The sequence below is a fragment of the Xanthocytophaga flava genome (genome assembly GCF_030068545.1).
GTDB lineage: Bacteria > Bacteroidota > Bacteroidia > Cytophagales > 172606-1 > Xanthocytophaga > Xanthocytophaga flava.
Genome location: NZ_JASJOR010000037.1, coordinates 22,667 through 48,293, shown reverse-complemented (window position 1 = coordinate 48,293; position 25,627 = coordinate 22,667). Strand labels below are relative to the sequence as shown.

Here is a 25,627-nt window from a genome sequence, read left to right as displayed (position 1 = left end):
ACAATGGAAATGAATGACGGAGCCAGAGGCAGAGCTTTAACGGTAATGCTTGTGTTTTTTCACGATAATGAAAAAGGTCAGCGGATCTATGGTCTGGCAGGAAACAAAACCGGATTAAAACGCAAAACCTATGAGATCAAACGCCATATGAATCTGGTTACTGGCAAATGGAATGGTAAGGTAAAAGCTGCTTACATCCATGAGTACAACCATCCAAACCCTCCAGACTGGCAGGATCTGACAAAACGAATAATGACTTTTGCCAATGGTGTTTGGCAGAGCAACGGAAAATGAATTATGGGGTTGCAAAACCTGATATCCTATAAACCACACCTGAAATTATGATCGACAATTCAGAATTAAGTGATTTAGCTCTCAACCCTAAAGTTGAGTTTCTCCTGGTGTTCAAAAATATTTCTTTATGGAAACAACGCTTTTACTGTGGACAATTGTTAGTCGACTTTCCTCTTGTTACAGAAGATCAGGCAGAGGAATTAAATGCTACAATTGAACAATCTCCTATCTATCCTAAAGGCAACGATCTAATGAAAGAGCCTATGGAAGCAATTCATAGGCTCTTTGATAAAGAGATATTTATCTATAATACGATTGCTCCAGGAAAAGATCATATCATGTATTTCTGTGAAGTGAGAATGACTGAATTTGGAACTTGCATTCGAACAATAGACAACTATTTTGAAGAAATAGGCATGGCTGAATATGCGACTATCTATGCAGCTGCTCCTCCCCAAGACTTTCACAACTAATCTGTATGGATACCATTTTTCAAGAAGATACCATCAAATTAAGTCTGGAACTGGTGCAGCTCCAGGCACTGGCTGAGACAACAGGAGAAAAAGCGAATGATATAGAATCTAAAATGGATTACAACTATCAGACCTTTTCTGTTAAGTACACTTATAATGACATAGCCACTTTACGCGACTTAAAAAGGCTACACCAGGTGTTGAGTAAAAAGCTGGAGAATGCTTTTCTCAAAAGGCAGGCAAAAGTTACGATCAGTTTGCAGGTGAGTTATATATATCTTCTTCACCAGCAGATTGTTTTTAGTTTCAATAATCCCTTTTTACAGTCTGTTATTGACCAACTTGATCATAGTATCAAATCCTATCGGTTAGCGGATCAGATGCAACTCAGATAAAAGTGAACAGGTAGTTTTTACTTAAAAACATTCCTATGTCCATCGGATACAATCACCCTGAAGCGAGGAAGACCAGCAAAGAAATGCTGGAGATCTGGAACACATGCTGGAGATGTGGAGCCACCAATCAGCTCAGTGTACACCATGATGACAGAGACAGACGCAATAACAAAAACTCTAATGTCTATGTGATCTGTGCGGTTTGTCATGGCCGGATACATGCGAAAGATCCGCGTCTGGGTAAAGATCGCTTCAAGGTGAATTATTCGATTTTCACAGTGAAAGAATGGCAAGCTATGACTATTACACCTCCAAATCCTGTATCGGAATCTCCTTCTGAGATACCACTGGAAGATCCTAAAGAGAAACCTCAAAGAGCCAATGCTCAGTCTGAAACAGACGGAGAGCAATTAACTATATTTTAAACAAGCTACATGCGAACCGTTTTTACAATCCTGCTCATTATCGCTATCAGTTGTATTCAGCTTAATCAGATCGGAAATCTTTCTTTGGTACTCAGCCAGGGAGGAGCTAACTGGACAAGTGTGTTTGGCTATGATCTAAGCTTAGCAGCTGCTCTCACCTGGGCAATAGGTATTGAGCTGGGTGTGCTGGTTAGTGTATTAGCTGGAGCTAAAAAGCAGGCAGTTGTTTTAGCAGCTGGTAGCTGTTTGATTAACCTGTTAGCTAATCAGGTGATTGATTTCAGCTGGAGCCATACGGCAGCTAAAATTGTAATCTATGTGCTTAGCTCGTATTTGCTGTGGTATTTCTGTGAGCTGTTTGCTGAACACAGTCAAGAATACAGCCAGCAAGAGCAGAAAGCTGAAATAAAGCCAGTAAGCATTGTTTTAGCTGAATCAGCTGCTCAGCCAGCTACCAGGTCAGCTGAGCAAAAATCAGCTGACCTCATTGAGCCAGCTAAGCAGCTCGTAGCTGAAAAAGTAGCTCAGGTAATTAGCTCAGCTAAACAGGTCAGCTCAGCTGAACCAACTAAAAGGCAGCAAGCAAAAGTAAACTCAGCTAAAGCTGATCAGCTGAACTGTAAATACTGCAACCGAACTGATTTTAAGAACCAGTCGGCTTTAAATGCACATGCAGGTAGATGCAAAATGAATCCAAGAATACAAAAGATTTAGTTATTCGTATCACCTTGACTTTCTATATCCCAAAGTTTATAATATAATTTTTCGAGGCCCACACTTATAAATGAATGGACTATGCTTTCCATTTCTCCGCAAAAGTCTTTATTAATACGTATATATCCATTTCCGTTCAGTTCAAAAATACCTTTATCTGCCAGTGATTGTAAATAATTTTTATCTCTGGATTCGTGAATATTGCCACCACAGTGAATTATACAGTCTCTTACTTTTTGAAATAACATAACTTGCTGCCATTCCGCATAGGTTGATATGTCAAAATCCATATTATCCAACATAAATTGACGAACTCTATCTAAGAAAGCACCTTTATAGTCGGATAGCTCTTTTGGTGCATCTTTTTTAAGCTCAAGAGTCAGTTTTACTACGGCTCTAACTCTTCTTTCCAGAATAGTAAAAAGAAAAATTAAATAAGCATATCTAATTCTCGAAGGTTGTTCAATCTGAAAATAACCAAGAGGGAATGATGTAATTGGCTCTTCTATCTTTTCTTCTTCTAAGTTTTTAGATATGGAATGTCTAAAACCTTTTAAATCCAAAATGTTTTCAAAAGCATGTTGAGTATGCCATGATATCCTTATACTGTATTTATCATGACTTGCATAATATTTTTCTAGCATTTGCTGAAAAAGGCTTTCAGAATCAGAGTTTTCGTTTAATTCATCCATACTATCCATCAAGATTTACGTTTCTATCTTTGATAAAATTAATTGTTTTCATTAAGGTCACTTTCTAGCTTTTTAGACATAAAAGTTAAACAAATTACTGCAATATGGAATATGATCTTTTATTTAAAATTTTTCTCTTTATCTCTCCATTTATTTCTGCTTTTCTAGCTAGTTATTTAACATACAGATTTGGTATTAGGTCTAAAAAAATAGATTATCTCTATCAAAGCAGAATACCTGCGTATAAAGAGATAAGCACTAAACTTGTAGAAGCTAAGCGATATTGTCTTGGAAAAATTTCAGAACATTCCTCCAATGAATTCTCACCTTATTATGATTTGGCAGGAAGCGGGTTACAATTTAGAATTGATATTGCCCATGTAGTAGATGCAAATGAGATGTTTCTCACCGACAAAAGTAAGGCTCAGTTAGCAAATTTAGATGAAAAGTTTTCGTTATTAACTAATGCGGAAGCTTCAATGTTTGGACTTGAAGATTCAGAAGAGAAACAGAGCTTCTATTCGATTTATCCTTTTATTCTTGCTGAAATAGAACTTTGTTTAAATGAGTTATATTCTGAGTTGGGATTTCCAGTGGTATGAGCGGTTTAACAAAAAAATCTCATAGAAAATATGCATTTATTGATTCCATTCTCTATTTTTCCTCTAGTAAGTAAATGGGTTTTAATTGCACCATTCAGGAATTGAAATAAGTAGCATGTTATCTGAAGTGGCTCAAAATCCAAACACTTTAATTGTACCACATAGGAATTGAAATTCGTACTTCTTACCAGACTTGTAAGCTGTTAAGAATGTTTTAATTGTACCATATAGGAATTTCCTTTCTAATCCATTGCAAATCATCATTTATCTGCAAAACAATGCATTTTCTCACACGTTGAGAAAACCTACTATATAGAATACGTTTACTTACTAAAAGTAAGTAACTAGCCCTTACAGATGCCACTGTAAGGGCTGTATTTTTTTTTGCCTGTCTCAAAATCCAACTTTGTATAAAGCGAAACATATCAGCGATGAAAGAGAATGATGTGATAGTCTCAATACGAGTACTACCCTATGTGAAGAAGTACTTAGAGCAGATGTATCCAGCTGAGCACAAGATCAGCCAGAATGATCATTTAGGCAGACAAATTACTATGATGTTGGAAACAACCTATTCAGATGTGAAAAGTACAGTTTATCGGATTGGGACCAGTTCGGTTTTTGATAAAGAGACAGCTGCATTACTGGAGCAGAACCTTTCTCATAGTAAGTATTCAAAATTTATGAATCGGTATACAGAGCGCTGGACATTTCAGATCCACAAATCCAAACACCGTCATTTTACCGATTATACAACCGTTCGGTTTAACAATCTGGTGGATTCTGAGATGAAAAGACGGTTTTACGATCATGTAACCCTTCTCACACAACGCTTTGGATTCAGAAAAGAAAAGGCTGTTTTTGATTTTATGGATATGCACGGCTTCACTGATCAGGATATCAACCACGGAACGCTTCTGAAAGCCTACCAGCGGTACGAGCTGGATCAGCTGGGAGTAGAAAGAAAGAAGGATTTGAAGAAAGAAAGTAAAATACGACAAGCGGCCTAAAAGTAACCGCTGTTTTTTTTGAGTAGAAAGTAAGATTAGTATTCACAATACATCAATAAAAGACGCTGGACTTTGTCCTTTTGCTTACTGGCAATTTGCAGGGTTTTAGCTTAGCAGCTATGAAAAACATAAATCAGTTACCAGGTGACAATTTAGGGGGGGTAGAGTCCTTTTTCTATGCAGATGCAGACGAAATTGAATACATAGGCGCTCCTATAAATGGAGTCATTTCACCTGATATTATTATGAAATCAGGTAAGGTTTTCTATAGTTTTCGTCCAAGTCAGGGCACTTTAGGCTTTAAAGAGCAGCAAAACGACACTAAAGCAGGTCCAATCTTTACTCAGGAACTGAAAGGCTATGTTCCCCGCGACTCTGCTGATTTACAAAGCGCTCTCCTGGATCTGTATGGTCGAAGGTTAGTAGTTATTTACAGAGACAATAACGGACTTTTAAAGCTGGTAGGAGACAAAGACTTTTATCTCACCTTTGAAGCAGATCTGGACACAGGTACAAACCCCACAAATAGAAACGGAATCAGTTTCACTCTCAAAGGCACTAGTCCAAAAGCAGCTCCTTTCTATGGAGGTTCTTTTACCGTATCTGAATCGGGTATTATTTCACCTCCCGTTAAGCCTCCGGTTGATGGTGTGTGTCAGATTTTCCGGGCCGATGGTCAGGTCCTGGCTACACTTCTACCTGGACAGAATGTAATCCTGAAATCAGCCTTTTCATTTGATTTAGATATAGTATAAGATATAAGACAATGGCACAATATACAGCAGCCGAATTTATTGCAAAGTGGCTCCCTGGCTTTGCCGATAACGATACAGGAGAAATCAAAGCAGCTACCTTTCGGGACTTTACACAAGATATAGCCGATTCATTTGTCACTCCTTCTGTTCAGCCTGCCACAACTACCCAATCGGGTGTTGTCATCCTGGCAGAAATACAGGCAGGGAATCTGATACTAAACGATGGAAGAGTCATTACAGGAACTGTTTTGAATCTTGTTCTGGAGGCAATTCGGGTAAATATCAATAAGAAAGAAAATCAGGGTACAGCTCAATTACTCATTGATCAGCTGATTGGTGGCGCTTCGTCTGCTAATAATACCCTGAAAAAGCTTTCAGATCGGATTGATGGAGTTCAGCGTATTGACCGCAGAGCCGAAACCATAGATGAGCGCGACATGCTCCCGATCAGTGGCGTACCCTTGCTTTTGGATCAGGAAAATGTCTATGTTGTGGATGCTACGGATGATCCGACCGTGGAGCCAGGACCGAACGGAGAAGCACGTCCAGCCATTTATAAATACATTGCCTCCCTTCAGGATTTTATTAAAATCTCTGAGCCAGGAGCAATTGACTTTGACCTTTCCGGAAAAGCTGTCTTAATAGATCCCATCCCTGGTTTATCAGCCTGGAATGCACAATTGGCATTAGAGCAGCTCAAAGCCTTACTAGATGCAGGTATAAGTGGTGATATTGATCAGGCAACCTTTACCCCTTCTGTACCTGCTTGGTGGACTGGTTTAGTAACAAATGGTAAAGTTTTGATCACTCCAGCTCTCAACTTTATACAGGCCTCTATTGCTTCTCTTCAGTCTGCGATAGCTAATATTTATACTAAGAGTGAAACGGATACCCTTTTATCTGGTAAAGCCGATTTGCAAGGCGGTAAAGTTCCAGCAGCTCAGCTGCCTAACTTTGTAAAGACAGTCAATAATATTGCTCCGGATGCAAATGGGAATGTGACAGCCTCCAGTGGTGGCCCTGCTGATATCAGAAAGAATACCTATACACAGATGATTGCTGATAAGCCTTACCAGGATGAACAGAACATCTTTGTTGTGGATGCGTCAGCTGATCCGTCTGTCAGTTCAGGATCTGCCTACTATAAATATGATCTGAATACAGATTCATTTACAAAGCTCTCAGAGGCTGAAAGCATGGATCTGACTTTTACAGGTTTTACCAAAGATGCATCTGGAGAGAATACACTAGACTATACACCCACTACTCCAGCTGATGCAACGGGTATCGGAATAACGCTCAATAGTGGTAAGACAAAAATCAGAACCATACTAGATGCAGTTCTGTCCTGGATAAAGATACTGGTAAAGACTGGAGACGGAACAAAGTATCTGGCTGATGATGGAACCTATAAAACAATTACCACTGATCCGACTATGGGAGGTCAGATATCAGGAACTGCCTCAAATGCCACTATATTAAATAGTGCTGTTATAGGAAAGTTGCTGACAGGTTTAGGATCAGTCAGCGGAACTTTATTAGCAACTGACTCTATCGTTTTAGGCTTTAGCAAAGTAGCCTACTTCATTTCCAACTTTGCGATCTCTGTCAGATCTACTGTATTAAGCGCTGTAAATACGAGTCTTTCAGGTACTGTCAGCACATCCGATACAGTTGAAACAGGAATTGGAAAGCTGCAAAACCAAGCAACTACGAATAACACCCTCGCTAAGCAATTTATTCTTGCATTGGATTATACAGATCTGGCTCTGACAGCACGGGTGACCTTTTCTCAAAAGTTTACTATTACTGCCAGTCCTGTCAGCTCCCGAATAGCAACTATCTCATATCAAATTAATTCGGGAACTGTCAGAACTTTAATAGCTGATGCAAACACTGATATAACGGCTGCTTCAACACCATTTGAACTTTCAGTCATTGTAACACTTAACTCAGGTCAGACACAAGGTAACCTTTCACTGCCCTGCCAATACAGTTAATCCCTTGTAATACTATGCAGACGATTTATAAAAGAGCGACCTCCTATTCTATAGTAAATCCGAAGGATGTTTCAAATCTGATGTTTTTATTAGATGCTGATAACCTGAACGGTTTTACTCTAACAGGTACAGGAGGAGATGAAGTAAGCCAATATATTGAACGTAGTGGAAATGCATACACAGGCTCTCAGACAACAGCAGCAAACAGGCCTAAAAGGGTTTTAAATGCACTGGATGGCAAAGCAGTAATAAGATTTGACGGAACGAATGACACTCTAAGCTTTGGTGATATACTCGATCTTCAGAGTACAAGCTGGACGCGAATTGCTATTTATAAGACAACTGCCTTAAATGGTAGTTTCCCATCTGGTCCTTATAGTAAAGGTTCTTCTTCTAATTCGACAGGCACATGGGGTATTTTCTATTTCAGTTCTACAGTAATGAGTTATTACCTAAATGTAAATGGTGGAACTTCGGAATCTGTGGCTTTGCCTGCTACAGCTCTAAATAATTGGTATACGATGGAAGATATTATTAACCGATCAACGCTAACAGCAGGTGTTTCAGTAAACAAAGGAGCTTATCAATCAAATCGTTCTGTAGGAAATAGCAATTTCAATACCGCACTCCCTTTTATGTTGGGCACAGGTTATCTAGTTTCAGACTCAAACCCAAATCCTTCAGTGTACTGGGCTGGTGATCTGGCTTACATGGCTTTCTATAATAAAATACTTAGTGCAACAGAGAGAAAAGGCATTTACAACTATTTAAAAAGAAAATATCCCTCACTTAATTTTTCATACGAAATCTAATATAATGGTAAAAGTATTAATTGATACAGTAGGGGATGTTTCCTACTATATCGCTTCAAAATGTGAATTCACGCATATAGAAGGCAATATTGAATTCATTACCTACAAACTTGTGCAAACGCCTGGTAAACCGGAAGTATGGGTTAAAAGCCCTTTAGAATTGCCTAGAATGTTGGTCGATAATGGTACGAAGATACCTGTTGTAGATAGCAACTATCAGCCCAAAATGATTACTGTACAAGTTCCTACAGATGAATATGTCATGATCCCTGTACCAGGAACAGATCCAATTGGTACGAATGAAAATGGTAATCCTGTTTATGATATGGTGCCCGATTATGGTCAGCCTATCCTGCAGGATGTACAAATACAGAAGACAATAGGTGAATATGATATGATCCTGGCTTTATTTCTTTATCAGATCCCTCCTGTAAGCATTGCCACAATGATAGAAACAGGAATCAAGAGAAGATTGAATATGATTGATCCTGAAACCTATGTCTTTGTAGAGCCATGAAAGTAAAAGCAATCATTTTTGTACATAACGATTTTGAATGGAAGTCGTTTTTCTCGGCTGTTTTTGTCTGGTTTCCGATCAGGCTTGTGACTGGCTCTTACTGGAATCATTGCGCCTTACTGGTCGAGCTGGACGGTAAAGACTGGATTGTTGAAGCTCTTGGAAAAGGAGTCACGATGACCCCTAGCTCAGTGTGGGAGATTCGAGCCAAACGCAAAACCGAATTCATCCTGGTAGATAAGTATCCTGTCTGGCTAATGGATGCCATTGGCAAACGATATGATTATGCCTCTCTGCTTTTCTGGAAAATTCTCAAGTATATCACTGGCTCCTGGTATGGTCCCAAATGGGAACAAGCTCAGAAAGCTGTTTTCTGTAGTGAGCTTTGCGCTATGGTCCTAGAGTATTCTCACCCCTGGGATATTGCACCTGGTGAACTGTATGAAGAAATGCTCTACAGAAGAAAGAAAGCCTGAGCTAAAAGAAATATTTTAGCTCATCCCATGTAAGTAACAGAAGTACAGCACTTTCAACGTTTTACAAAAGACACACTGATCTGTGTCTTTTTTTATGAGATTGAAAATATGAAACTTTATGCGTAGAATTTGACTAAAACACTCCCACAATGTCTGAGCCTGTGAAGCCTGAGCAAGAAATTTACAATTTTAACCATCATTACCGCGATACTTTATGCAGGGCTTTAGGACTTGCTCAGGTATTAACAACCGGAGCAGATCCGGAAACGATTACTTTGTTACTCCAACAGTTAGAACAGCTAGACCAGAAAACCAAATGGCTTAATGATTATGCGGATAAACTTGCTAACAGGTTGGCACAGGTTAGTCAGTCAGAAGAAGTACTACGCAATGCGTTAGAATCGATTCAGGAACGCTTAAAAGATCAGAATAAATAGTTTCGTAATAGACCTTTTTACTTGAAAAGACAGGCCTTTTAGACCTGTCTTTTTTTTCTTTCTACCCCCTAACAACCTTTGTATCCACGATTCACCAATCGATTCATAAAGCCCTGTAAAATGGGGAGATAGAGCGAACAAAACTTTAAAGGTTAATGAAACAAAATAACATTAGTCTGTTATCTGCGGTACTGGGTGGTAAATGGCTTATTGAAACGCGCTATGCACTGGGCTTTCTCACACAGGTAGAACTGTTGTTAAAAGGTCAATCGTTAGATCTGGGTAACGATAAGGAAACAAAGCCGGTATCCTACGCCATCTCTGCCGGTGGTGGCAGAGTCAGACGGTTTGAATCTTTCGACATGGCAGAGCCTGGATCTGTCGCTGTCATTCCGATCCAGGGAGTGATCATGAAAGACAGTTACTGGACTGCTGGAACGCAGGAAATGTCTTTCTGGGCAAAAGAAGCCGATAACCATCCCAATATTTCCGCAACCGTTTTACAACTGGCATCCGGGGGCGGAGCCGTAGACGGGACCTTTGAGTTTGCCGATGTTCTCTCCAGTCTTCAAAAACCAGTCGTTTCGTGGGTGGATGGCATGTGTGCCAGTGCTGCCTATGCCATTGGCGTACGTGCTCAACATATCATGATGTCACATGCAACCGCTGAAATCGGGTCTATTGGTACAGCAATCCGCTTTGCAGATTACACCAAACTGTTTGAAGAATGGGGAATAAAGCTACATAATATCCGGGCAACAGATTCTTATCTGAAAAATGAAGATTATTTCCAGGCCTTAGAGGGTAACTATGAGCCGATCATTCAGAATATTCTCAACCCTACCAATGACATTTTCCTGAACTCAGTCAGACAATACAGGTCCGGCAAACTGAAAGAAGGCAAACCCCTGGAAGGAAAAACAGCCGGTGCTCCTTTAAACGGACAAATGTATCTATCTCAGGCAGCCATTGACGACTATGGACTGGCTGATTCTATCGGAACCTTTGATGAAGCTATTGCCCTGGCTCAGGAGCTGGGCAGAACTCCCAAAACTCAAATCGTAAATCCATTTAATCAAAATACCAATCAAAATAGAACTATGCCCAAATTAACATCAACACTTGTTGCTATTGCCGGCTTCTTAGGCTGGACTCCATCTGCTTCTCAGTCTGAAACTCAACTCACACAGGAGCATGTAGACAAAATCAATGGTGAAATGTCACGCCTCCAGGCAGAAAATCAGACGCTAACAGCTGATAAAACCAATCTTCAGACTCAGCTCGATCAGGCTCAGGCAGATCTGAAAGTTGCCAATACGAGCCTTGTGGCTGCTGAGCAATCTGCTAAAGATTGGAAAGCAAAAGCAGACGAGTACGGATCTCAGCCAGGAGCAACACCTACTACTCCCGTAAAATCAGGTGAAACTCTGGAATCAGGCAATGAGAGTGATACAACTAAAGTGATTGCTAATCTGCCTCACAACAGACAGCTGGATAATAACCCAATGTTTAATTAAGCCTTTTAATTAAGCATTTCAACAAAGAGTCTTTCAACGAATCAATTTCCAAACACAACAATAATATACTAAAGCAAAATGAATATTGCAGACATTAAGGCCGAATTCGGCGCCTATTACCTCGCCTCAGGGCAGAACTTTAAAAATCTGCTTACGCTTCTTTATCACAAATCAGAAATGGAAAACGAGTTTACTACTAAAGTAACCGATTCTGATATCTGGCGTGACTCTAAAGTGAGTATTGGCCGTTTATTGCAGCCATTCCAGAAAGGCTGGACTCCTACCCAAGTAGCTAAGTTTGAGCCTAGTGAAATCCGTCAGTTCCCTGTGAAAGTGGATTATGAAGACTATCCGGATGATTTACGTTCTTCCTGGTTAGGTTTCTTGGTAGATAACAAGTTAAACCGTGCCGAATGGCCTATTGTACGCTGGTTAGTAGAAAACCTGATCATTCCTAAAATGCAGGAAGATTATGAGCTGTACGAAGTATTCAAAGGTGTTTATGTAGCTCCTACACCTGGTGTAGCCGGCCCTGCAGGAACTGCAATCAATGGGGTTGAGTACTGGATTCAGAAAGCGATTACAAAAGGTGTAGCTCCTATTACAATGGGTTCTATTGATGGTTTAACTGATAAAGAAACAGTTGACTATGTAGAAGATTTCTGTAGACAGATTGATAGTCTGTACCGGAATGCTGCGCTTACCTCTCTGGCTTGTAACCAGGATATAGCACTACGCTATTCTTATGGTTATGGTGAAAAATACGGTCAACGTATGGACTTCACAGGAGACAGCATGAAAGTGAAAGGAACCAACATTCAGCTGAAAGGTTTCAAATCTATGCAGGGATCTGACAGACTTTGGATCACTCCAAAAGGAAACGCAGTTCGTTTGCAGAAAGAAAATGTAAGCTCTTCCAATTTCCAGTTGGAGAGTTTAAAACGTCAGATCTTCCTGTATAACGATTCTCACAAAGGACTTGGTTTCTCTATCCTGGATCTGCTTTTCTTCTCTGATCAGGCCTAATCAATTCAGATCAGAAAGTCTTTAACTCTACTCTAGCCCCTCCTTCATGGAGGGGATTTTATCCTTTCATGTACGCATTTTCATTCACGAATAGTATTATTTCTTATACCCATTATGGCAGATCAAACACAAGAATCTACAATTTCTAAGGAATTGACAGAAAAACTGGCAACAGCCGAAAGCCAGCTAAAAGCAAAACAGGCTGAATTAGAAGCAAAACAAGCTGAATTGAAAACATTGGAAACAGCTCATACAGCTTTGAAAGCTGATACAGAAACACAGATAAAAGCTCAGGAAGAAGCAGTAACAGAACTGCTCAAAAGCAATAAAGAATTACAAGAGCAATTAGAAGCAGCCAAAGCAGCTACTGCGTCAGCATCCGGAAAGCTGGTAGTAAAACTTGGTAAGGCAGAGTTTGAAGTAACTGTATCAAGCTTCAAATTCAAAAACAGAGACTATAAGGCAATCGATCTGGCTACTAACAAGGAATTGTTAAAAGAGCTGGTAGATAAAAAGGTTGGCTTTTTGAAAGCTCTGTAATCAGGCAGAGAGATAGTTCTGATTCACTCTACAGCAATTATATCATCAGCAATTATATCATCCAAACACGCACTAGACTAATTATTTAAGCTAACGATCTTATAAGATGGATTATTCAGATTTGACTGGTCTACAGGGCCAGGATAACCAGGGAGGTTTAACCCAAGTTATTTATTATGCTCCTACTTCCTATTTTCAGGTGATACAGGATTTCAACCCTACACCTACAATACCTGGAGTACTGGAGATTATTACAGCGCATACCTTTAAAACAGGTAAAGGATTCCATACAGCATATGCTACACTGGATACAGCTAAAAAAATGATGGAATTAACTGGAGAACGCGATGGCAAAGGATACGCTCCTAAAGTTGAGTTCTTCCATCCAGGTACGACCAAAAAAGCAGCTGGTTTTGCAAGACAATGTAAAAATGATCAGTTCATTGTCCTGGTTCCAAACCCAAACGGGTATGTATTCCAGATCGGAACTAAGAATATTTTTGCTGAAATATCTGCAAAATATGACTCAGGTACACTCAGCTCAGGCCGGAACGGATGGACGTTTGAAGTCAATTCTTATGCAAATGGTATGATCTTCTATGATGGAAACATTGTATTGTATCCTACAGCTCCCTAATATCAACCAGTAAAACCCCTTTTCGAAGGGGTTTTTATATTATTCCCTCTTATTTACTCGTATGGAAACAAGAAAAAATGAATTACCTGCTGAGTTAGCAGAGAGTTATACGGCCCTGATAGAGCCTACACGTGTTCTATTCAGACTGCCTATCAATCAGGAAATAGATCTTAGATCAATGACAGCTGACCAGGCTGCACTGATTGCAACCCATCATCCGGAAATCCTCCAGAAAAAAGAGAAACCCGGATCTAGAAAGAAAGAACAGACAGAACAATAGATGTAGAATTATGTAGTATGGAAAAGCCGACAGATATTTTGTCGGCTTTTTTAGTATTATCCCATAACGTTGCCCATAAACGGTATTTCAGTATCCAATAGATCACCATATAAATGACAAATAATTAAATCCCCACTATCAGAAAAGTGTGTGGCTGTTTCCTGTGGTATGGTAGTTGATTTCTCAGAGGTTTTTACTTTCTCGATTCCATTTTTACCATCCCTGGCCGGTGCATTATCCATTGAGATAAGCAGATACTTACAGTTGTTTTTATTGAAACGAAGCTTTGGTAAATGTGGATCGTTTTCTTTGAGCAGCCTGGAGAGAAGCATATACTTATCATTGTGAAAATTGGCAGCTCCCTCAGTAAGCCTGTATACAGTCCATCCATGTTCTTCCAGTATTTTAGTAAACTGTTCTGCATAGGTCAGCTTTGAATTTGCCATTTGGGTATTACCTGTATGGTCATAAACAAAGTTTACTACCTTCTTCAAATGGTATTTGTAGTAGTTACAAAAGTTTTTGGCTACATCATCAAGGATCTGCGGAGTTTTTACAAACATGGCATTTATAAAATCAAACCCGTATTCTCTTGTCTGGCCGATAGACAGACAGTTTATTTTCGATCCCCAGTCAGCACCTAACCAAAGTTCTTGTGTAGCGATACAGTCTGAATCTGCCCGCGAATCAATCAGTCCGATTTTCTCCAGGTCGTACTCCAGGCTGTGCAGATAATCATTATCATAGGTAGAATACCTGTGCAGATCCGAGAGGTAAGGATAAAACCCTCCTTCTATTTTATCGGTCCGTTTTCCCAGATATTCGACCTGGAAGGTAAACTCTGAGGCTGCTTTGGCTCGTTCCCTGGTGTAATAGTCCAGGCCTAAATTCTTCAGATTGTCAAAAGCCGAAGCCTCCATATAGAATTTACCCTTATCTTTGCCTCGTTTCTGCCTGTAAAAGACACATTCTTTCTCTAGTTTCTGCAATTGTTCCCATGTTCTGATGCGGAAATTACGATCCGGATTATCTAAAAACTGGAGCTGAAGCTTTATAATTTCGTTTCGCAGATAGATAAAATCGTAATTATCCTGCCTTTCATAGTAGTTGCCAAAGTCCATAATCCACTTTCCTTCATTTCCGTAAGGCATTGAGGTAAAATGAAATTGCCCTTTGTGAAACGGAATATGTCCAAACCGTCTCAGGTTGGCTCTCAATGTTGGGACAACATCCTGATCAAACTGTTCTTTGTTAATCATTAGCGCTTCATCAGTAATGACTCCGTCTAAACTCAGACCCCGTGCAGATCCACCTCCCTTGTCCTGTGAAATCAGGTGAAAACCTGTTCCATTATAGAAATGAATGAAGTGGTCAAACTTTAGCGGTTGTGTCAGTGGCATCGGCCAGCGGAGCTGCTCAGGCGCTCGCCTGCCTACAAAGAAATGTACATCTTTGATATAGCCTAACTTCTCCAGGCCAGCCACTGTGGTAGGTAATGTCCGGGTGAGAATACCCATATAGGTATTTCCGCAGATTCCCCAGCTGGATCTTGGCATCTTTTCGACAACTTCCTTTACCAGCCAGGCAATACCAGTAGACTTACCTACACCACGCGGACCATTAAAAACCGCTTCTTTGGCTCCACATGATAGGATACGAAGCTGTGCTTTGTTCAGATCCAGATTCTGCACAGCAATATCTTTACTCATGGCTCTATTACTCTGGATCACCATCGGTAGCTTTGTCTAAGATTTCCCAAAATTCCTCGCTGCTTGCCTGATTCATGTTATTGACTGTATCCTGCAAAAGCTTTTCCTGAGCTGCATCCATTTTATTCAGATCAATGGTTACAGCTTTCTGTTCTCCCGTTTCTGAAATCATATTGATCTGAACCATAAAGGTATTTCCTCCCAGTGTGGCCGGATCTGCCAGGAATGCATCTTCTCTGTCCAGGCCGTTAATGGTTTTCATTTCACGGATAGCCAGTAAAGCAGATTTAAGATCCTGATCTTTCCTAGCCTGTCTGTAGCAGCTTTTAGCCATCTGAGTCAGCATATAGCGTTGTGCCTGTTTGTCTGAAACATTAGCACTACCAAACAAGCTGATTGCGCTGTATATATATTTATAGGCCAACCTTTCAGACAATTCAAATCTCTTTTTAAGAATCTTAGCGATCTCAGAATCCATATAGCCTTGAATCTGTGCGGAGTGAGCTGTCTTAAATACATGGTGATACCATTCATCTTCAGGTGAAAGCTCCTGTGAAGCCCCAGACATATACCAGGCATAGATCCTATCCGCTGGATTGTTGGGATTAAAATCAATATGGCCAGGCCGTAAACCGAGTGCTTTAAAGGGATTCTTTACTTTGCTCGTGAGTGGAAAACCCTGGATATCATCTTCCTGTTCTTGTCCTGAGATATCATCGTCTATATCTGTACCGTTAGGCCTGAATCCTATCCGGCTGGTACGGTTAGCAGGTCTGAATTTCTTCTTTGGAGCCATTGCTTTGAGTGTTTAATCCTAAGTCTTTTAATTGTTGTTCCAGGTCGGCTTTTTCTCTCACCCATTCAGTCAGATCCTCTTTCCGTTTGGGATTCTTTTTGTGTTTGGAAATAGAGCAGCGAAGGTTGAGAATCCGCTTTTGTATTCCGATCTGAGTAGACAGATCATGAGCTGCTTTACTCTCCTGTATAGATTCTGCAGGGAGCTGTCCGTGCTCTCGGATAAACTTCTCTTTCTTCCAGATCTGATTCACTTCTTTATCCAGGCGCAGGATCTCAAAAGCAATTTCTCCGCGTTCCTTTGCGGGCAGGTGTGTCAGTTGCGTATGCAGAAAGCTCATGCGTTTGTAGAGTGGTAACCATTCACTCTTTACCTGATCGAGAAGTGAGCCAGGCTCAGGCGCTGGCTTATAAACTTCTGGTTTGGGAGCAGCTACAGGTTTACTGGCTAGCTTCTCGGCGTGATTCTCTTTAGACAAGTCTGTCAGCAAAGACAGGAGCTTGTCTCGGTTGTATTCTGTTTCCCCCTGGCTGAGTATGTTTTTCCAGACAGAAGAATTACCAAACTTTTGATACAGCTCTACTCCAGCCTTGTAATCCTGGCCACCAATAAGCCATTGTTGAATACTCATCTTGAATTGTTATTTCCTTTTTTTTACAAAGGAAATTCTCTTTCTCATGCCAAAAAAAGACACCAAAATCACTGAACACCTCGGCGTTTCTTCGCACTATCCAACTCATTGATTTTAAATCTATTGAATAATGTATCAAAAAAAGTTTTGGCGCAACCTCTCAACTTTCACCCCGTCAACGCGCTGTCACCAACTGGAAATTTCCACTTGAAAAAATTACGATATATGGATTGGTGGGTGGCCCTGGCCGGCACGAATGAGCTGTCTTTTTTTTCCCTCTCAACGCTTGCCAACTTTGCTATACGATCAGGATTATACACAATACAATATGAACACTATCACCTTAAAGGAAGTACTCAATGAGATAGATACCCATAGAGAGAAGCCCTTTGATATCACATTCATTAAGGCGGATGTGCGTCGTAAGGTAGCCGGTAAGTCTGCTACCTATCAGCAGGTAGTGCTACACTCTATAGATAGGGATAACTCTATACGCAGGGTACTACTTAAAAATGGTAAGGTACGTGCTATACACATACGCCTGATCACTCATTACAATAGTCAACTTGTGATCTATTAGCCCTCTCTATACTATAATGTCTGATATATTAGTTAACGATATTGCTACAGTAGCCTATTCTCAGAAGTCCTCTGTGTTGATGACTATAGGTAAGTCTGGCTCTTCTGCTCCTGGTTCAACACCCGCTGCTACTCCTACCAGTCCTATTATAAAAGATAGCTTTAGCAGTGGGTTTCCAGATATTGAGCCTTGGGGTACAGATAACCTATTCCCTCAAAATGTACTAAGAGACTGTTATAAGAATACGATAGTAGCCCCTACGATAGACTGGAAAACAAGAGCTTTGTATCAGAGAGGACTGGAGTATGGGATCGAGGATCTGGATCAGAATGGAGAAGTCACCTTTAAACGCATCAAGGATAGTGCAGTAGATGAGTTTTTAAGAAGAACAGCCATAAGGCGCTATGCTTTAGAGTCCATTGTAGACTTTTATTGGTACTACAATATTTTCCCTGAAATGATCCTTTCGAAGGATCGTAAAAAGATTGTCGGGCTGACAGCTCAGGAGGCTTCCTATTGCCGGTGGGGAAAACAGGATAAAAAAACAGGTCTTGTCAATACCTGTTACATCAATGCAAACTGGGATCAGGGAGGTACAGCCAGCTCACCAGAAACAACCAAAGTACCTGTTTTAGATCCCTATTATGACCCTGTCATAGCCTTAAAAGAAGATTCCAGAGGCTACAAATACATTTACCCTGTGTCTTATCCCACGCCAGGGAAAAGCTTCTATCAGCTGGCTCACTGGGACTCTTTGCGTACATCGGGTTGGTTAGAAGTGGCTCAGAGTATTCCTGCTTTCAAAAAAGCCATTTTTAAAAATCAGGTAACGATTAAATATATCATCGAAACAGCTACCTGGTGGTGGGAATGGAAATATCCCAATTTTAACAAAATGACAGCCGATGAGCGGGCTAAAATCATGCAAAAAGAGCTTCAGACTTTTGAAGAGTTCATGTCAGGCAATGAAAATGCGGGAAATTCGCTGATGACTGTCTTTAAATCTGATCCGGAACGAAGACAAGAGTATGCAGGCTGGAAAATCACCCCTGTAGACAATAAAATCAAATCAGGTATCTACATAGAAGACTCTCAGGAGGCATCTTCTCATCTTTTGTATGCATTGAGTGTAGATCCGACTTTGATTGGCTCTGCACCGGGTAAGGGTATGGGAGCTGGTAGCGGATCGGATAAACAAGCAGCTTTCAACACCTATTTAAGCCTGGTACGAGTGCATGAAGATTTAATACTAGAGCCAATACATTTTATTGGTCAATACAATGGATGGAATCCGGATATCCGTTTCCGATTCAGACGCGAAATCCTGATGCCTCAAACTTCCGGAAAGCCCAAATTAGAGTCTACAGACACAAATACCCCTAACGCAGCTTAGCCTATCAACTCCGATCTATCATGAAATACCTATTCAAAAACACAAAGGAACTAACGCCCTTTGTCAAAATACATCCGGAGACAAATTTTGAGTCATTAAAGCCTGAACTGGCATGGGCTCAACGAAGCTATATAGTCAAGTACCTCGGATCAGATCAGTATGAGGATCTATTAGCTGCTTACAATAGTACAGATCCTTTGTCTGATGATAATCTGGCACTCCTGGAGAAGATACAGCCGGCACTGGCTAACCTGACTATCGCGCATTTTGTCACAACCGGACAGGTGACTATTTCTCAGTTAGGTGTTATGATCAACTCGGATCAGACAAAGAAAACCGCTTTTCAGTGGCAGAAAGAGGAAGTAAGCAGAGAACTGTTTCATAAGGGTTTTAACCTGCTCGAAGATGTGCTCAAATTTCTTGAATCAAAGAAAGATGTATTTACTCTCTGGAAAAACCAGTCCTATACTGTATTTAAAGAGTTTCTGATCAATGATGCTGTCACTTTCTCAACCCATTATCAGATCCAGGATTCACGCCGGTTATTTCTAGCGATGCGACCAGCCATGAAGAAAGTAGAAATCTTTACTATCAGCCAGGCGATCAGTACTGGCTTACTGGATAAAATCAAAGCCAAAATAAAAGACGATTCGATCAATGGCACTGCTGACACTGACCTGAAGTACAAATCACTCCTAGAGCTGATTCAACCTGCTGTAGCAAACCTGACTATTTCCCGTTCGCTGCTGGAGCTGCCTATTGTCATTCAGCAAGATACGGTATTTCTCAATGAGATAGCTGCTACAGAAGGCAAAACAGAGAAAGCACCTTCTATTGACCTTCTGGCTCAACTCAGAGATCAGACCTATCAGGATGGTATGGCTTATCTGGATATGGCTGTCAGCTGGCTAAAGGCAAATGCTACAGAAACCCTCTTTGAAGACTTTTACAACCAATTTATGAGTACATCTTCTTCAGGCACTAATCAAGCAGGTAAGAGGATTTACGGAGCTTTCTAATAGCCTATTCTAATTTTTACAACTATAAAATAAGAGTCTAAAAACTATGTCAAAAGTCAATCCAACAGTGAAAACGTTTGTAGACAAGTACTATGTATTTGCACTCCAGACTCAGCAAAAGAAAGGTATTAGTGCAGTGGCAATCCTCACTCAGGCAGCTTGTGAGTCAGCCTGGGGAAAGTCTGCACCTGGAAATAATTTCTTTGGTATCAAAGATTTTGATGGGGTCAATGGCAATGAACAGCTATTAACTACTACAGAATACCTGGCAACCAATAAAGCCAAGTTTCCACAGGTTATCTCTATTGTGTGGGATGCTGCCAAAAAGCTGTATAAGTATACAGTAAAGGACTATTTCCGGGCTTATAAAACTCCTGAAGAGTGTTTTACAGATCATGCTGATTTCTTTTTTCGCAATAAGCGCTATGCAAAAGCTTTGCTGGTAAAGTCAGATACGGATCAATTCATTGATGCAATTGCAGCAGCTGGCTATGCAACAGATCCCAATTATGCCAAAACGCTCAAGACTGTAGCACGAATGATTGAAGCAGCAACACACTAATCAAAGCAGCTATTTAAACATAAAATCATGTCCCGACTTCTGATTGTTGCTGCTAAAAATGTATCTGTCAATTCTGAAAAGATCGCTTTGGGTGCTGCCTGGCTACTAACTACGGCTACAGGTTTGATAGAAACTTATATCTGGAAACCAGCTTCAGCGGTCTGGTTTCTGTTTGTAATCTATCATGTGGCTTTGTTTTTAGAGCTGTATTGGATCTATACCTTAAAACAGCTTTCCTGGAAAGTAACCCGAAAGAAAATACTGACAGTCACCAGCTCCTTATTTGGAGCCGTGCTGTTACTGTTTGTTGCTACTGGCGTGGCTACTTACAGCCCATATATCTTTTTCTGGATGCCTCAGGCTATCATGGCTTTGCTGTTTGCGGCTACACTGCTCTCGATTATAAAATTTGCCTCCAGACTAGGGATTATCTCTAAACAAATCGCTGAATTTCTGGAAACCAAAATCAATCAATCTACTCAAAAATTAAAAACCGATGAACCTGTCTCTAATCAAGAAGTTGTTACTCCTGTTGTGGAACAAGAGAACAACCCTTCTGAATCTAATCAAAGCACAAATTGATTTTTCCAAAATGCATACCTGGGGTGTGTTTGTCCTGGCGTGTATTCTCTTTTCCATTCAGATCATTGTCTCCTATCATGATCGGGAAAAGGTAGCCAGTACACAACAAAATGTGCAAACAGTTAAAAAGCAGGTAGACTCACTACGAATTGCGCAAAAGATCAATGATCAGATTAAAACGCAGGAAATGAAACTGATCCGGGAGAATAATAAGCAACTTCAGGAAATAGTGGTCAATCATGATGTATTCATCCGTCAGCTCAAAACCGATATCATCCGTTTGCGAAAGAATGAAAAAGGAGCTTTGCATGAAATTAGTCAGATGAGTGATGAAGATCTGATGCGCTACTGGGCTAATCTGAATGATTTAAATAAAACTCCAAAATGAGATACTTTCTGATTGCACTCATCCTGATCAGCGTAACTCTGCCTGTTTACAGTCAGGAAACAGGTATAGATCTGACCCCGAAACTATACGGCTCGAAAGATAGCAGTCAGATCCGGTTTTGCTTTACCCGTGAACAGCTCAAGGAAATTACCAAGCTGAATACAAAAGGCTTTTTTGCTGCTCAGATGGTCAAAAAGCAAGAGGAAATGATTAGTCATCTAGAGGTGCAGGTGCATACACTCACTCAGATTACTAAGAACAATGAGAAGGAAAAGCAAATCCTAACTTCTCAAATATCAGATAGGGATACGCTTCTGTCAGCTCAAACCAACTACATGAGCAGCCAGGATAAACAGATAACAGAGCTGAATGAGAAACTAAGGCATAAAGATAAGGTCATTGTCCGAAATAAGCTCATTGGTACTGGTTTGGTGGTGTTGGCTATTATAGCAGGCTCTCAACTATAACAAAACCTTTATAACAAAATATTATCAATGTTCCAGAATCCCGGGATTCCATGGAAACCAAATAAAGTTTATGGTACCAGTAGAAATTCGCACAAAACGTTTTGTTCATACCCTGTTCAGAAGCAGGATTAAAAGACAAGTCCCTCAGTCCTGGAGTGAGCTTTCTGCAAAGCAGCTGCTATCTATCATACAACTGCTTCATATGCCTTTACCTTTGGTTGTGATTAAATACAGGATCGTATCCGTTCTGATCAGGCTGAGTACAAAGAAAATGCATAGCTGGTTTACTCATGTACAGGCTGCACAGTTATTCTACTTAACAGATTTTATTTTAAAGGATAATCAGAATGTATTGACCAGGCAACTGTTGCCAGTTGTGAAAGTACCTTTCTTCTCTATTGATTTGGAGCCTTTCAAAATCAGGTTTGGAAAACGAGTAAAATTGTTTGGTCCTTCCGATGGTTTGAAAAATATCATCTATGATGAGTTGATTTTTGCAGATGGACTATTTCAGCAGTATTTTCAAAGTAAAAAGATAGAGGATCTCAATAAGTTTGTCTCCGTACTCTACCGGCCAGGCCGCACAGATAACAAAGAGACAGGTGATCTCCGGGAAGAGTTTAACAAACATACCATTGAAAAGCGGGCTGAGATCGTGGCACGACTACCCATAGCCTACAAACTGGCTATCTTCTTTTTCTATCAGGGATGCAGGAAAACCTTTATTGCCAGATATCCGGATTTGTTTGAAGGTGGAGAATCTGAAGCAAAGCCAGTCAACACGTGGTTAGAAATGGCTCGTCATATTCCCAATGATAAATTTGGAACGATTGAGCATATTATGACACTGAATGCACCTTTTGTACTGATGCATTTGAATGGTACGATTAAGGATGCAAAAGAGGCTGAAAAATACCTCAAATAAGGTATTGATACACCCTTCTCCCTTGTATATATTTGAATATACTAACTGTTTGCTTTTATGGATTATCTATTTCTAATAATAAGCTTAATAAGTGGATTAGTAGCAATTGCAGGAAATACATGGGATTCTACAAAAGTTAGTTTAATAGATAAGCTGACCTTATCAGGAAAAATAGTATTATCCATTTTATTGGTGACATTTGTTATTTCTGTTTATCAAACTTATCAGAAAAACAAGCAAGCCTCATTAATAACAGATGCGGCAAATGAGCAAATCAAAACAGGTATACGATATATACTTACACCTTTAAATTTTGACGCATCGATTAATACTCAAAACTATTTTACCACGATTCAGGATACAACCTATTTATCAAGGCTCTTTAAATCTTCGATTACAAATGTTTTTTACAATGGTTTGAGGGGTAATAGTTTTGAACATCCTTATCGAAATGATTCTATATATATTGAAAAAGGGGAGCAATTACTAAATGATGCTATTGATAAATATAATGCATATCTGGATGGAGAGACTATCCAATATATTAATGAGGTATTCAACAACGAATTTTATAAGTCTCAATACAAAATATGGCAAAATAGAACTTGGATAAATATTGTATTAGAGGATTTCAAAAAAGATGCAATAAACAGAGAAAAAAAGCCTCACTTTTATTATAGCTATTATTACAACACTCACGATAAAAGTGTAAATAGTCCTTACAATGGTATGATTACTTTCATAGAAAAAACAAAGAACTTATATAGTCATATAAATGAATAGTGATTTTCAACCATTAGACATTTAAGTATTTACTAACTGTAGAATGAGAAATACAAAACTGTCTTCCAATTTCTCTATTACTTAATCCTTCACGTTTGGCATTGCGGATCTTGGCTGATAACTCGCTTGAAATCGATTCTCGGCCAATCTTCTTGCCATCTTTGCGGGCTTTCTCCAGACCAGCTTTTGTGCGTTCGGATATCCGGAGCCTTTCCTGTTTTGCCAGTGTTGCCAGAATGGAAATGATAGCCTCTTTAAAAATTCCGGTGCTATCCAAGAACGGCTCCTGGAGTGAGCGGAAACCAATCTTTGCATCATCTAACCTTTGCAAATAGTGTAGCGTCTTGACAGCTCCCTCTCGGCTAAAGCGATCCAGTGACCAGAACAGTACTAAGTCAAACTTTCTTTTTGTGGCATCACTCATGAGCCTGGCGAACTCAGCTCTATCCTTTTCCCCTTTTGATCCTGATACCTGATCTGTATATACCTCATAAATGGTATAGTCAAAACGTTTACAAAACTCCTGAAGGGCGATCAGCTGGTTATCTGCCTGCTGATCTTTGGTCGATACACGTGAGTAGATTGCTACTTTCATTAATTATCTTATATGTGTACTTGGAGGTGGTGTTGTAGTTGGAGCTATAGTAGTATTAGGACTGGAATCAAAAGGATCACATATATCATGATTTACAGGTATAAAAACGTCTCCTATCGCCTTATCTGCCTGATCTTTTTTCTCCCGTCTTAAATAAAAGGTATTTACCAAATCTTCATCAGAACTAAGATCACTCTTAATTATTTTTAATGCGTTTTTAACTATTAAACTGAATCGATTCACATTTAAACTATAGGCAGGATCTCCATTCTCTTTTGTTCCGCTAGAATAGAAAAGATGTTCTAATTCATTTTTACATTTAGGTTTTCCAATGCCACAATATTTTGGAAAATATTGATGAACAATCCCATGACGGTAAATTGCAATCAAATTACCTATATCATTTTCATCAATTTCAGGAAAGTATCTTCTCTTTTTTAAAAAGATCTTGAATGAATCTGTATTGTTACCAGCCTTTAATAAGTCTTCATCTGTTATTGGATCTCCATTGCTTAGTTTTCGCATTTCACTTGAGCCTCTGGTCAAGTAAGAAAATAAATCAACTGCTGAAAATACCAGCATTGCCTGAGCGGTAGCACAAGCTCCAAAACCATCTGCATCTTTCTTTATGCTCAAAAGAACATCCAGATCTTTGTAGAAGTAATCCTCAAACCTATTCATGTACTCCAGTACACTTTGTTGTTTATCCCAACTCATATTCAGGCAGTTTAAAAGTGGAACTGTAAATCTACTAAAAATGGACAAAAAAGGGCACTAAAAAATCTATCCAAAAAACAGCCTTTTTACATAGTTCAAAGAGATGTTATCAACTGGACAAAAAACGTCCGTTTTCTGGCCAACACATAATTGAAAAATATTTCGTTTACTTAAAATAATATTGTAATTCTATTAGGAATTTAAGCTTTGCAGATTTGTATGCCTTTATAAAATCTTGAACTGCTAGTTCAAAATTATAATCTAACACAAATTGATCTACCGTTTTATCCTGGTTCTTATCTTGTTTTAGTTCTTCATTTTTTACAAAAGTATTGTGACTTGCAACTACAATAGCTTTAACGACCTCATATAATTCTTTTGCCTTCATGTTTTGCTTCAAAGCTGGAAAAAGATGATTATCATTTAATTCGATCCAAAGAGAGAGCTCATTCCCTTTATTCATTATCAATGATGCGAAAGTTGCATGATCTCCACTCGTTATAATTTTCTTTGTGGTTTCGTCTGAAATATCATTTAATAACTTTAAGACATTTTTATACTCAGTCTGCCTCAAGGCATAAAGATTTCTAATACTCTGAATTTTGATATTCAATAAAGTCTGAAAGACGCCAAAAGTCAGTCCTGCAATTGATAAGACTACTGGCAAGGCAGGTTCTGATGAATATGTCCAATAAAGATAGATTCCTCCAACTCCTATTAGTAAAAAGAAGGTTGGCCATCCATAAGGTAATAACTTGTCTTTTATGTAGCTCATAATTGATTTTCGATAGAATGGATAGATTAACTTTTACAATATAGATACTGTCTTTTTTTGGTGGAAATTTCCAGTCTACTTTCGTGTTAATCATTCTGATTAG

Annotated in this window: 34 protein-coding genes; 27 read left to right on the top strand and 7 right to left on the bottom strand. The window is 39.6% G+C overall.

Going from position 1 to position 25,627, the window contains the following annotated elements:
* Positions 1–3: 3 nt before the first annotated feature.
* The 5 genes from QNI15_RS33735 to QNI15_RS33715 are packed head-to-tail and all read left to right on the top strand — an operon-like array spanning position 4 to position 2,301.
* A complete protein-coding gene (locus tag QNI15_RS33735) occupies positions 4–294 on the top strand; it encodes a hypothetical protein (protein WP_314036247.1) in 291 nt (96 codons plus the stop codon).
* A gap of 47 nt (positions 295–341) precedes the next feature.
* On the top strand, positions 342–767 hold the full coding sequence (locus QNI15_RS33730) for a hypothetical protein (protein ID WP_314036245.1): 426 nt from the start codon (positions 342–344) through the stop codon (positions 765–767).
* A 5-nt stretch (positions 768–772) separates the two neighbouring features.
* Positions 773–1,162 carry a hypothetical protein gene (locus QNI15_RS33725; protein WP_314036243.1) on the top strand — a complete coding sequence of 130 codons (390 nt, stop codon included), beginning with the start codon at positions 773–775 and terminating at the stop codon, positions 1,160–1,162.
* Between the two features lie 35 nt (positions 1,163–1,197).
* The gene (locus QNI15_RS33720) at positions 1,198–1,587 is read left to right on the top strand and encodes a hypothetical protein (RefSeq protein ID WP_314036241.1); all 390 of its coding nucleotides are present in this window, start codon (positions 1,198–1,200) and stop codon (positions 1,585–1,587) included.
* Positions 1,588–1,596: 9 nt separating this feature from the next.
* Positions 1,597–2,301, top strand: coding sequence for a hypothetical protein (locus QNI15_RS33715; RefSeq protein ID WP_314036239.1), 705 nt, complete (start codon positions 1,597–1,599; stop codon positions 2,299–2,301).
* Here QNI15_RS33715 and QNI15_RS33710 read toward each other — a convergent pair.
* Entirely contained in the window at positions 2,298–2,993 is a 696-nt protein-coding gene (locus QNI15_RS33710; RefSeq protein WP_314036237.1) for a hypothetical protein, read from the bottom strand. The two genes, QNI15_RS33715 and QNI15_RS33710, sit on opposite strands and share 4 nt — an antisense overlap.
* 104 nt (positions 2,994–3,097) lie before the next feature.
* Here QNI15_RS33710 and QNI15_RS33705 point away from each other — a divergent pair, with 104 nt between their 5' ends.
* The 13 genes from QNI15_RS33705 to QNI15_RS33645 all read left to right on the top strand — a co-directional run bounded on the left by QNI15_RS33705 (position 3,098) and on the right by QNI15_RS33645 (position 13,602).
* Positions 3,098–3,595, top strand: a complete 498-nt coding sequence (locus QNI15_RS33705; protein WP_314036235.1) for a hypothetical protein — start codon at positions 3,098–3,100, stop codon at positions 3,593–3,595.
* A gap of 431 nt (positions 3,596–4,026) precedes the next feature.
* Positions 4,027–4,605, top strand: coding sequence for a hypothetical protein (locus QNI15_RS33700; RefSeq protein ID WP_314036233.1), 579 nt, complete (start codon positions 4,027–4,029; stop codon positions 4,603–4,605).
* Between the two features lie 119 nt (positions 4,606–4,724).
* Positions 4,725–5,360, top strand: a complete 636-nt coding sequence (locus QNI15_RS33695; protein WP_314036231.1) for a hypothetical protein — start codon at positions 4,725–4,727, stop codon at positions 5,358–5,360.
* Positions 5,361–5,371: 11 nt separating this feature from the next.
* The gene (locus tag QNI15_RS33690) at positions 5,372–7,360 is read left to right on the top strand and encodes a hypothetical protein (protein ID WP_314036229.1); all 1,989 of its coding nucleotides are present in this window, start codon (positions 5,372–5,374) and stop codon (positions 7,358–7,360) included.
* 14 nt (positions 7,361–7,374) lie between these two features.
* Entirely contained in the window at positions 7,375–8,172 is a 798-nt protein-coding gene (locus tag QNI15_RS33685; RefSeq protein WP_314036227.1) for a hypothetical protein, read from the top strand.
* A gap of 4 nt (positions 8,173–8,176) precedes the next feature.
* Entirely contained in the window at positions 8,177–8,689 is a 513-nt protein-coding gene (locus QNI15_RS33680) for a hypothetical protein (RefSeq protein WP_314036225.1), read from the top strand.
* Entirely contained in the window at positions 8,686–9,165 is a 480-nt protein-coding gene (locus QNI15_RS33675) for a hypothetical protein (RefSeq protein WP_314036223.1), read from the top strand. Before QNI15_RS33680 ends, QNI15_RS33675 begins: the two co-directional genes overlap by 4 nt.
* A gap of 149 nt (positions 9,166–9,314) precedes the next feature.
* Positions 9,315–9,602 carry a hypothetical protein gene (locus QNI15_RS33670; RefSeq protein ID WP_314036221.1) on the top strand — a complete coding sequence of 96 codons (288 nt, stop codon included), beginning with the start codon at positions 9,315–9,317 and terminating at the stop codon, positions 9,600–9,602.
* A gap of 155 nt (positions 9,603–9,757) precedes the next feature.
* Positions 9,758–11,119 carry a S49 family peptidase gene (locus tag QNI15_RS33665; RefSeq protein WP_314036219.1) on the top strand — a complete coding sequence of 454 codons (1,362 nt, stop codon included), beginning with the start codon at positions 9,758–9,760 and terminating at the stop codon, positions 11,117–11,119.
* A 78-nt stretch (positions 11,120–11,197) separates the two neighbouring features.
* Positions 11,198–12,145, top strand: a complete 948-nt coding sequence (locus QNI15_RS33660) for a hypothetical protein (protein ID WP_314036217.1) — start codon at positions 11,198–11,200, stop codon at positions 12,143–12,145.
* Between the two features lie 114 nt (positions 12,146–12,259).
* Positions 12,260–12,685 (top strand): hypothetical protein, encoded by a 426-nt coding sequence (locus tag QNI15_RS33655; protein ID WP_314036215.1) that lies wholly within the window; start codon positions 12,260–12,262, stop codon positions 12,683–12,685.
* Between the two features lie 106 nt (positions 12,686–12,791).
* On the top strand, positions 12,792–13,322 hold the full coding sequence (locus QNI15_RS33650; RefSeq protein ID WP_314036213.1) for a hypothetical protein: 531 nt from the start codon (positions 12,792–12,794) through the stop codon (positions 13,320–13,322).
* Positions 13,323–13,383: 61 nt separating this feature from the next.
* The gene (locus tag QNI15_RS33645; RefSeq protein WP_314036211.1) at positions 13,384–13,602 is read left to right on the top strand and encodes a hypothetical protein; all 219 of its coding nucleotides are present in this window, start codon (positions 13,384–13,386) and stop codon (positions 13,600–13,602) included.
* Positions 13,603–13,658: 56 nt separating this feature from the next.
* On the opposite strand, the gene QNI15_RS33640 is transcribed toward QNI15_RS33645, so the two are convergent.
* Genes QNI15_RS33640 through QNI15_RS33630 form a run of 3 tightly spaced genes read right to left on the bottom strand, consistent with a single transcriptional unit; the run spans position 13,659 to position 16,738 of the window.
* The gene (locus QNI15_RS33640; RefSeq protein ID WP_314036209.1) at positions 13,659–15,311 is read right to left on the bottom strand and encodes a hypothetical protein; all 1,653 of its coding nucleotides are present in this window, start codon (positions 15,309–15,311) and stop codon (positions 13,659–13,661) included.
* A 7-nt stretch (positions 15,312–15,318) separates the two neighbouring features.
* Positions 15,319–16,107, bottom strand: a complete 789-nt coding sequence (locus tag QNI15_RS33635) for a hypothetical protein (RefSeq protein WP_314036207.1) — start codon at positions 16,105–16,107, stop codon at positions 15,319–15,321.
* Positions 16,076–16,738, bottom strand: a complete 663-nt coding sequence (locus QNI15_RS33630) for a hypothetical protein (RefSeq protein ID WP_314036205.1) — start codon at positions 16,736–16,738, stop codon at positions 16,076–16,078. Before QNI15_RS33630 ends, QNI15_RS33635 begins: the two co-directional genes overlap by 32 nt.
* Positions 16,739–16,994: 256 nt before the next feature.
* Between QNI15_RS33630 and QNI15_RS33625 the strand changes: the two genes are divergently transcribed.
* The 9 genes from QNI15_RS33625 to QNI15_RS33585 all read left to right on the top strand — a co-directional run bounded on the left by QNI15_RS33625 (position 16,995) and on the right by QNI15_RS33585 (position 23,437).
* On the top strand, positions 16,995–17,318 hold the full coding sequence (locus tag QNI15_RS33625; protein WP_314036203.1) for a hypothetical protein: 324 nt from the start codon (positions 16,995–16,997) through the stop codon (positions 17,316–17,318).
* 16 nt (positions 17,319–17,334) lie between these two features.
* Positions 17,335–18,711: a hypothetical protein gene (locus QNI15_RS33620; RefSeq protein WP_314036201.1), complete on the top strand. Its 1,377-nt coding sequence runs from the start codon at positions 17,335–17,337 to the stop codon at positions 18,709–18,711.
* A 20-nt stretch (positions 18,712–18,731) separates the two neighbouring features.
* Positions 18,732–19,730, top strand: coding sequence for a DUF6712 family protein (locus QNI15_RS33615; protein ID WP_314036199.1), 999 nt, complete (start codon positions 18,732–18,734; stop codon positions 19,728–19,730).
* A gap of 46 nt (positions 19,731–19,776) precedes the next feature.
* Positions 19,777–20,292, top strand: coding sequence for a glycoside hydrolase family 73 protein (locus QNI15_RS33610; RefSeq protein ID WP_314036197.1), 516 nt, complete (start codon positions 19,777–19,779; stop codon positions 20,290–20,292).
* 27 nt (positions 20,293–20,319) lie between these two features.
* A complete protein-coding gene (locus tag QNI15_RS33605; RefSeq protein ID WP_314036195.1) occupies positions 20,320–20,874 on the top strand; it encodes a hypothetical protein in 555 nt (184 codons plus the stop codon).
* 10 nt (positions 20,875–20,884) lie between these two features.
* A complete protein-coding gene (locus QNI15_RS33600) occupies positions 20,885–21,262 on the top strand; it encodes a hypothetical protein (RefSeq protein ID WP_313976857.1) in 378 nt (125 codons plus the stop codon).
* Positions 21,259–21,729 carry a hypothetical protein gene (locus QNI15_RS33595; RefSeq protein WP_314036193.1) on the top strand — a complete coding sequence of 157 codons (471 nt, stop codon included), beginning with the start codon at positions 21,259–21,261 and terminating at the stop codon, positions 21,727–21,729. The genes QNI15_RS33600 and QNI15_RS33595 overlap by 4 nt, the downstream gene beginning before the upstream one ends.
* Positions 21,730–21,799: 70 nt before the next feature.
* A complete protein-coding gene (locus QNI15_RS33590; RefSeq protein ID WP_314036191.1) occupies positions 21,800–22,654 on the top strand; it encodes a hypothetical protein in 855 nt (284 codons plus the stop codon).
* Between the two features lie 57 nt (positions 22,655–22,711).
* Positions 22,712–23,437, top strand: a complete 726-nt coding sequence (locus tag QNI15_RS33585) for a hypothetical protein (RefSeq protein WP_314036189.1) — start codon at positions 22,712–22,714, stop codon at positions 23,435–23,437.
* Positions 23,438–23,450: 13 nt separating this feature from the next.
* Here the strand turns inward: QNI15_RS33585 and QNI15_RS33580 are convergent, their stop codons facing one another.
* The 3 genes from QNI15_RS33580 to QNI15_RS33570 all read right to left on the bottom strand — a co-directional run bounded on the left by QNI15_RS33580 (position 23,451) and on the right by QNI15_RS33570 (position 25,524).
* Positions 23,451–24,032 carry a recombinase family protein gene (locus QNI15_RS33580; protein WP_314036187.1) on the bottom strand — a complete coding sequence of 194 codons (582 nt, stop codon included), beginning with the start codon at positions 24,030–24,032 and terminating at the stop codon, positions 23,451–23,453.
* Between the two features lie 3 nt (positions 24,033–24,035).
* Complete coding sequence (locus tag QNI15_RS33575; protein ID WP_314036185.1) at positions 24,036–24,749, bottom strand: hypothetical protein; 714 nt, start codon at positions 24,747–24,749, stop codon at positions 24,036–24,038.
* 166 nt (positions 24,750–24,915) lie between these two features.
* Complete coding sequence (locus QNI15_RS33570; protein WP_314036183.1) at positions 24,916–25,524, bottom strand: hypothetical protein; 609 nt, start codon at positions 25,522–25,524, stop codon at positions 24,916–24,918.
* Positions 25,525–25,627: the final 103 nt, after the last annotated feature.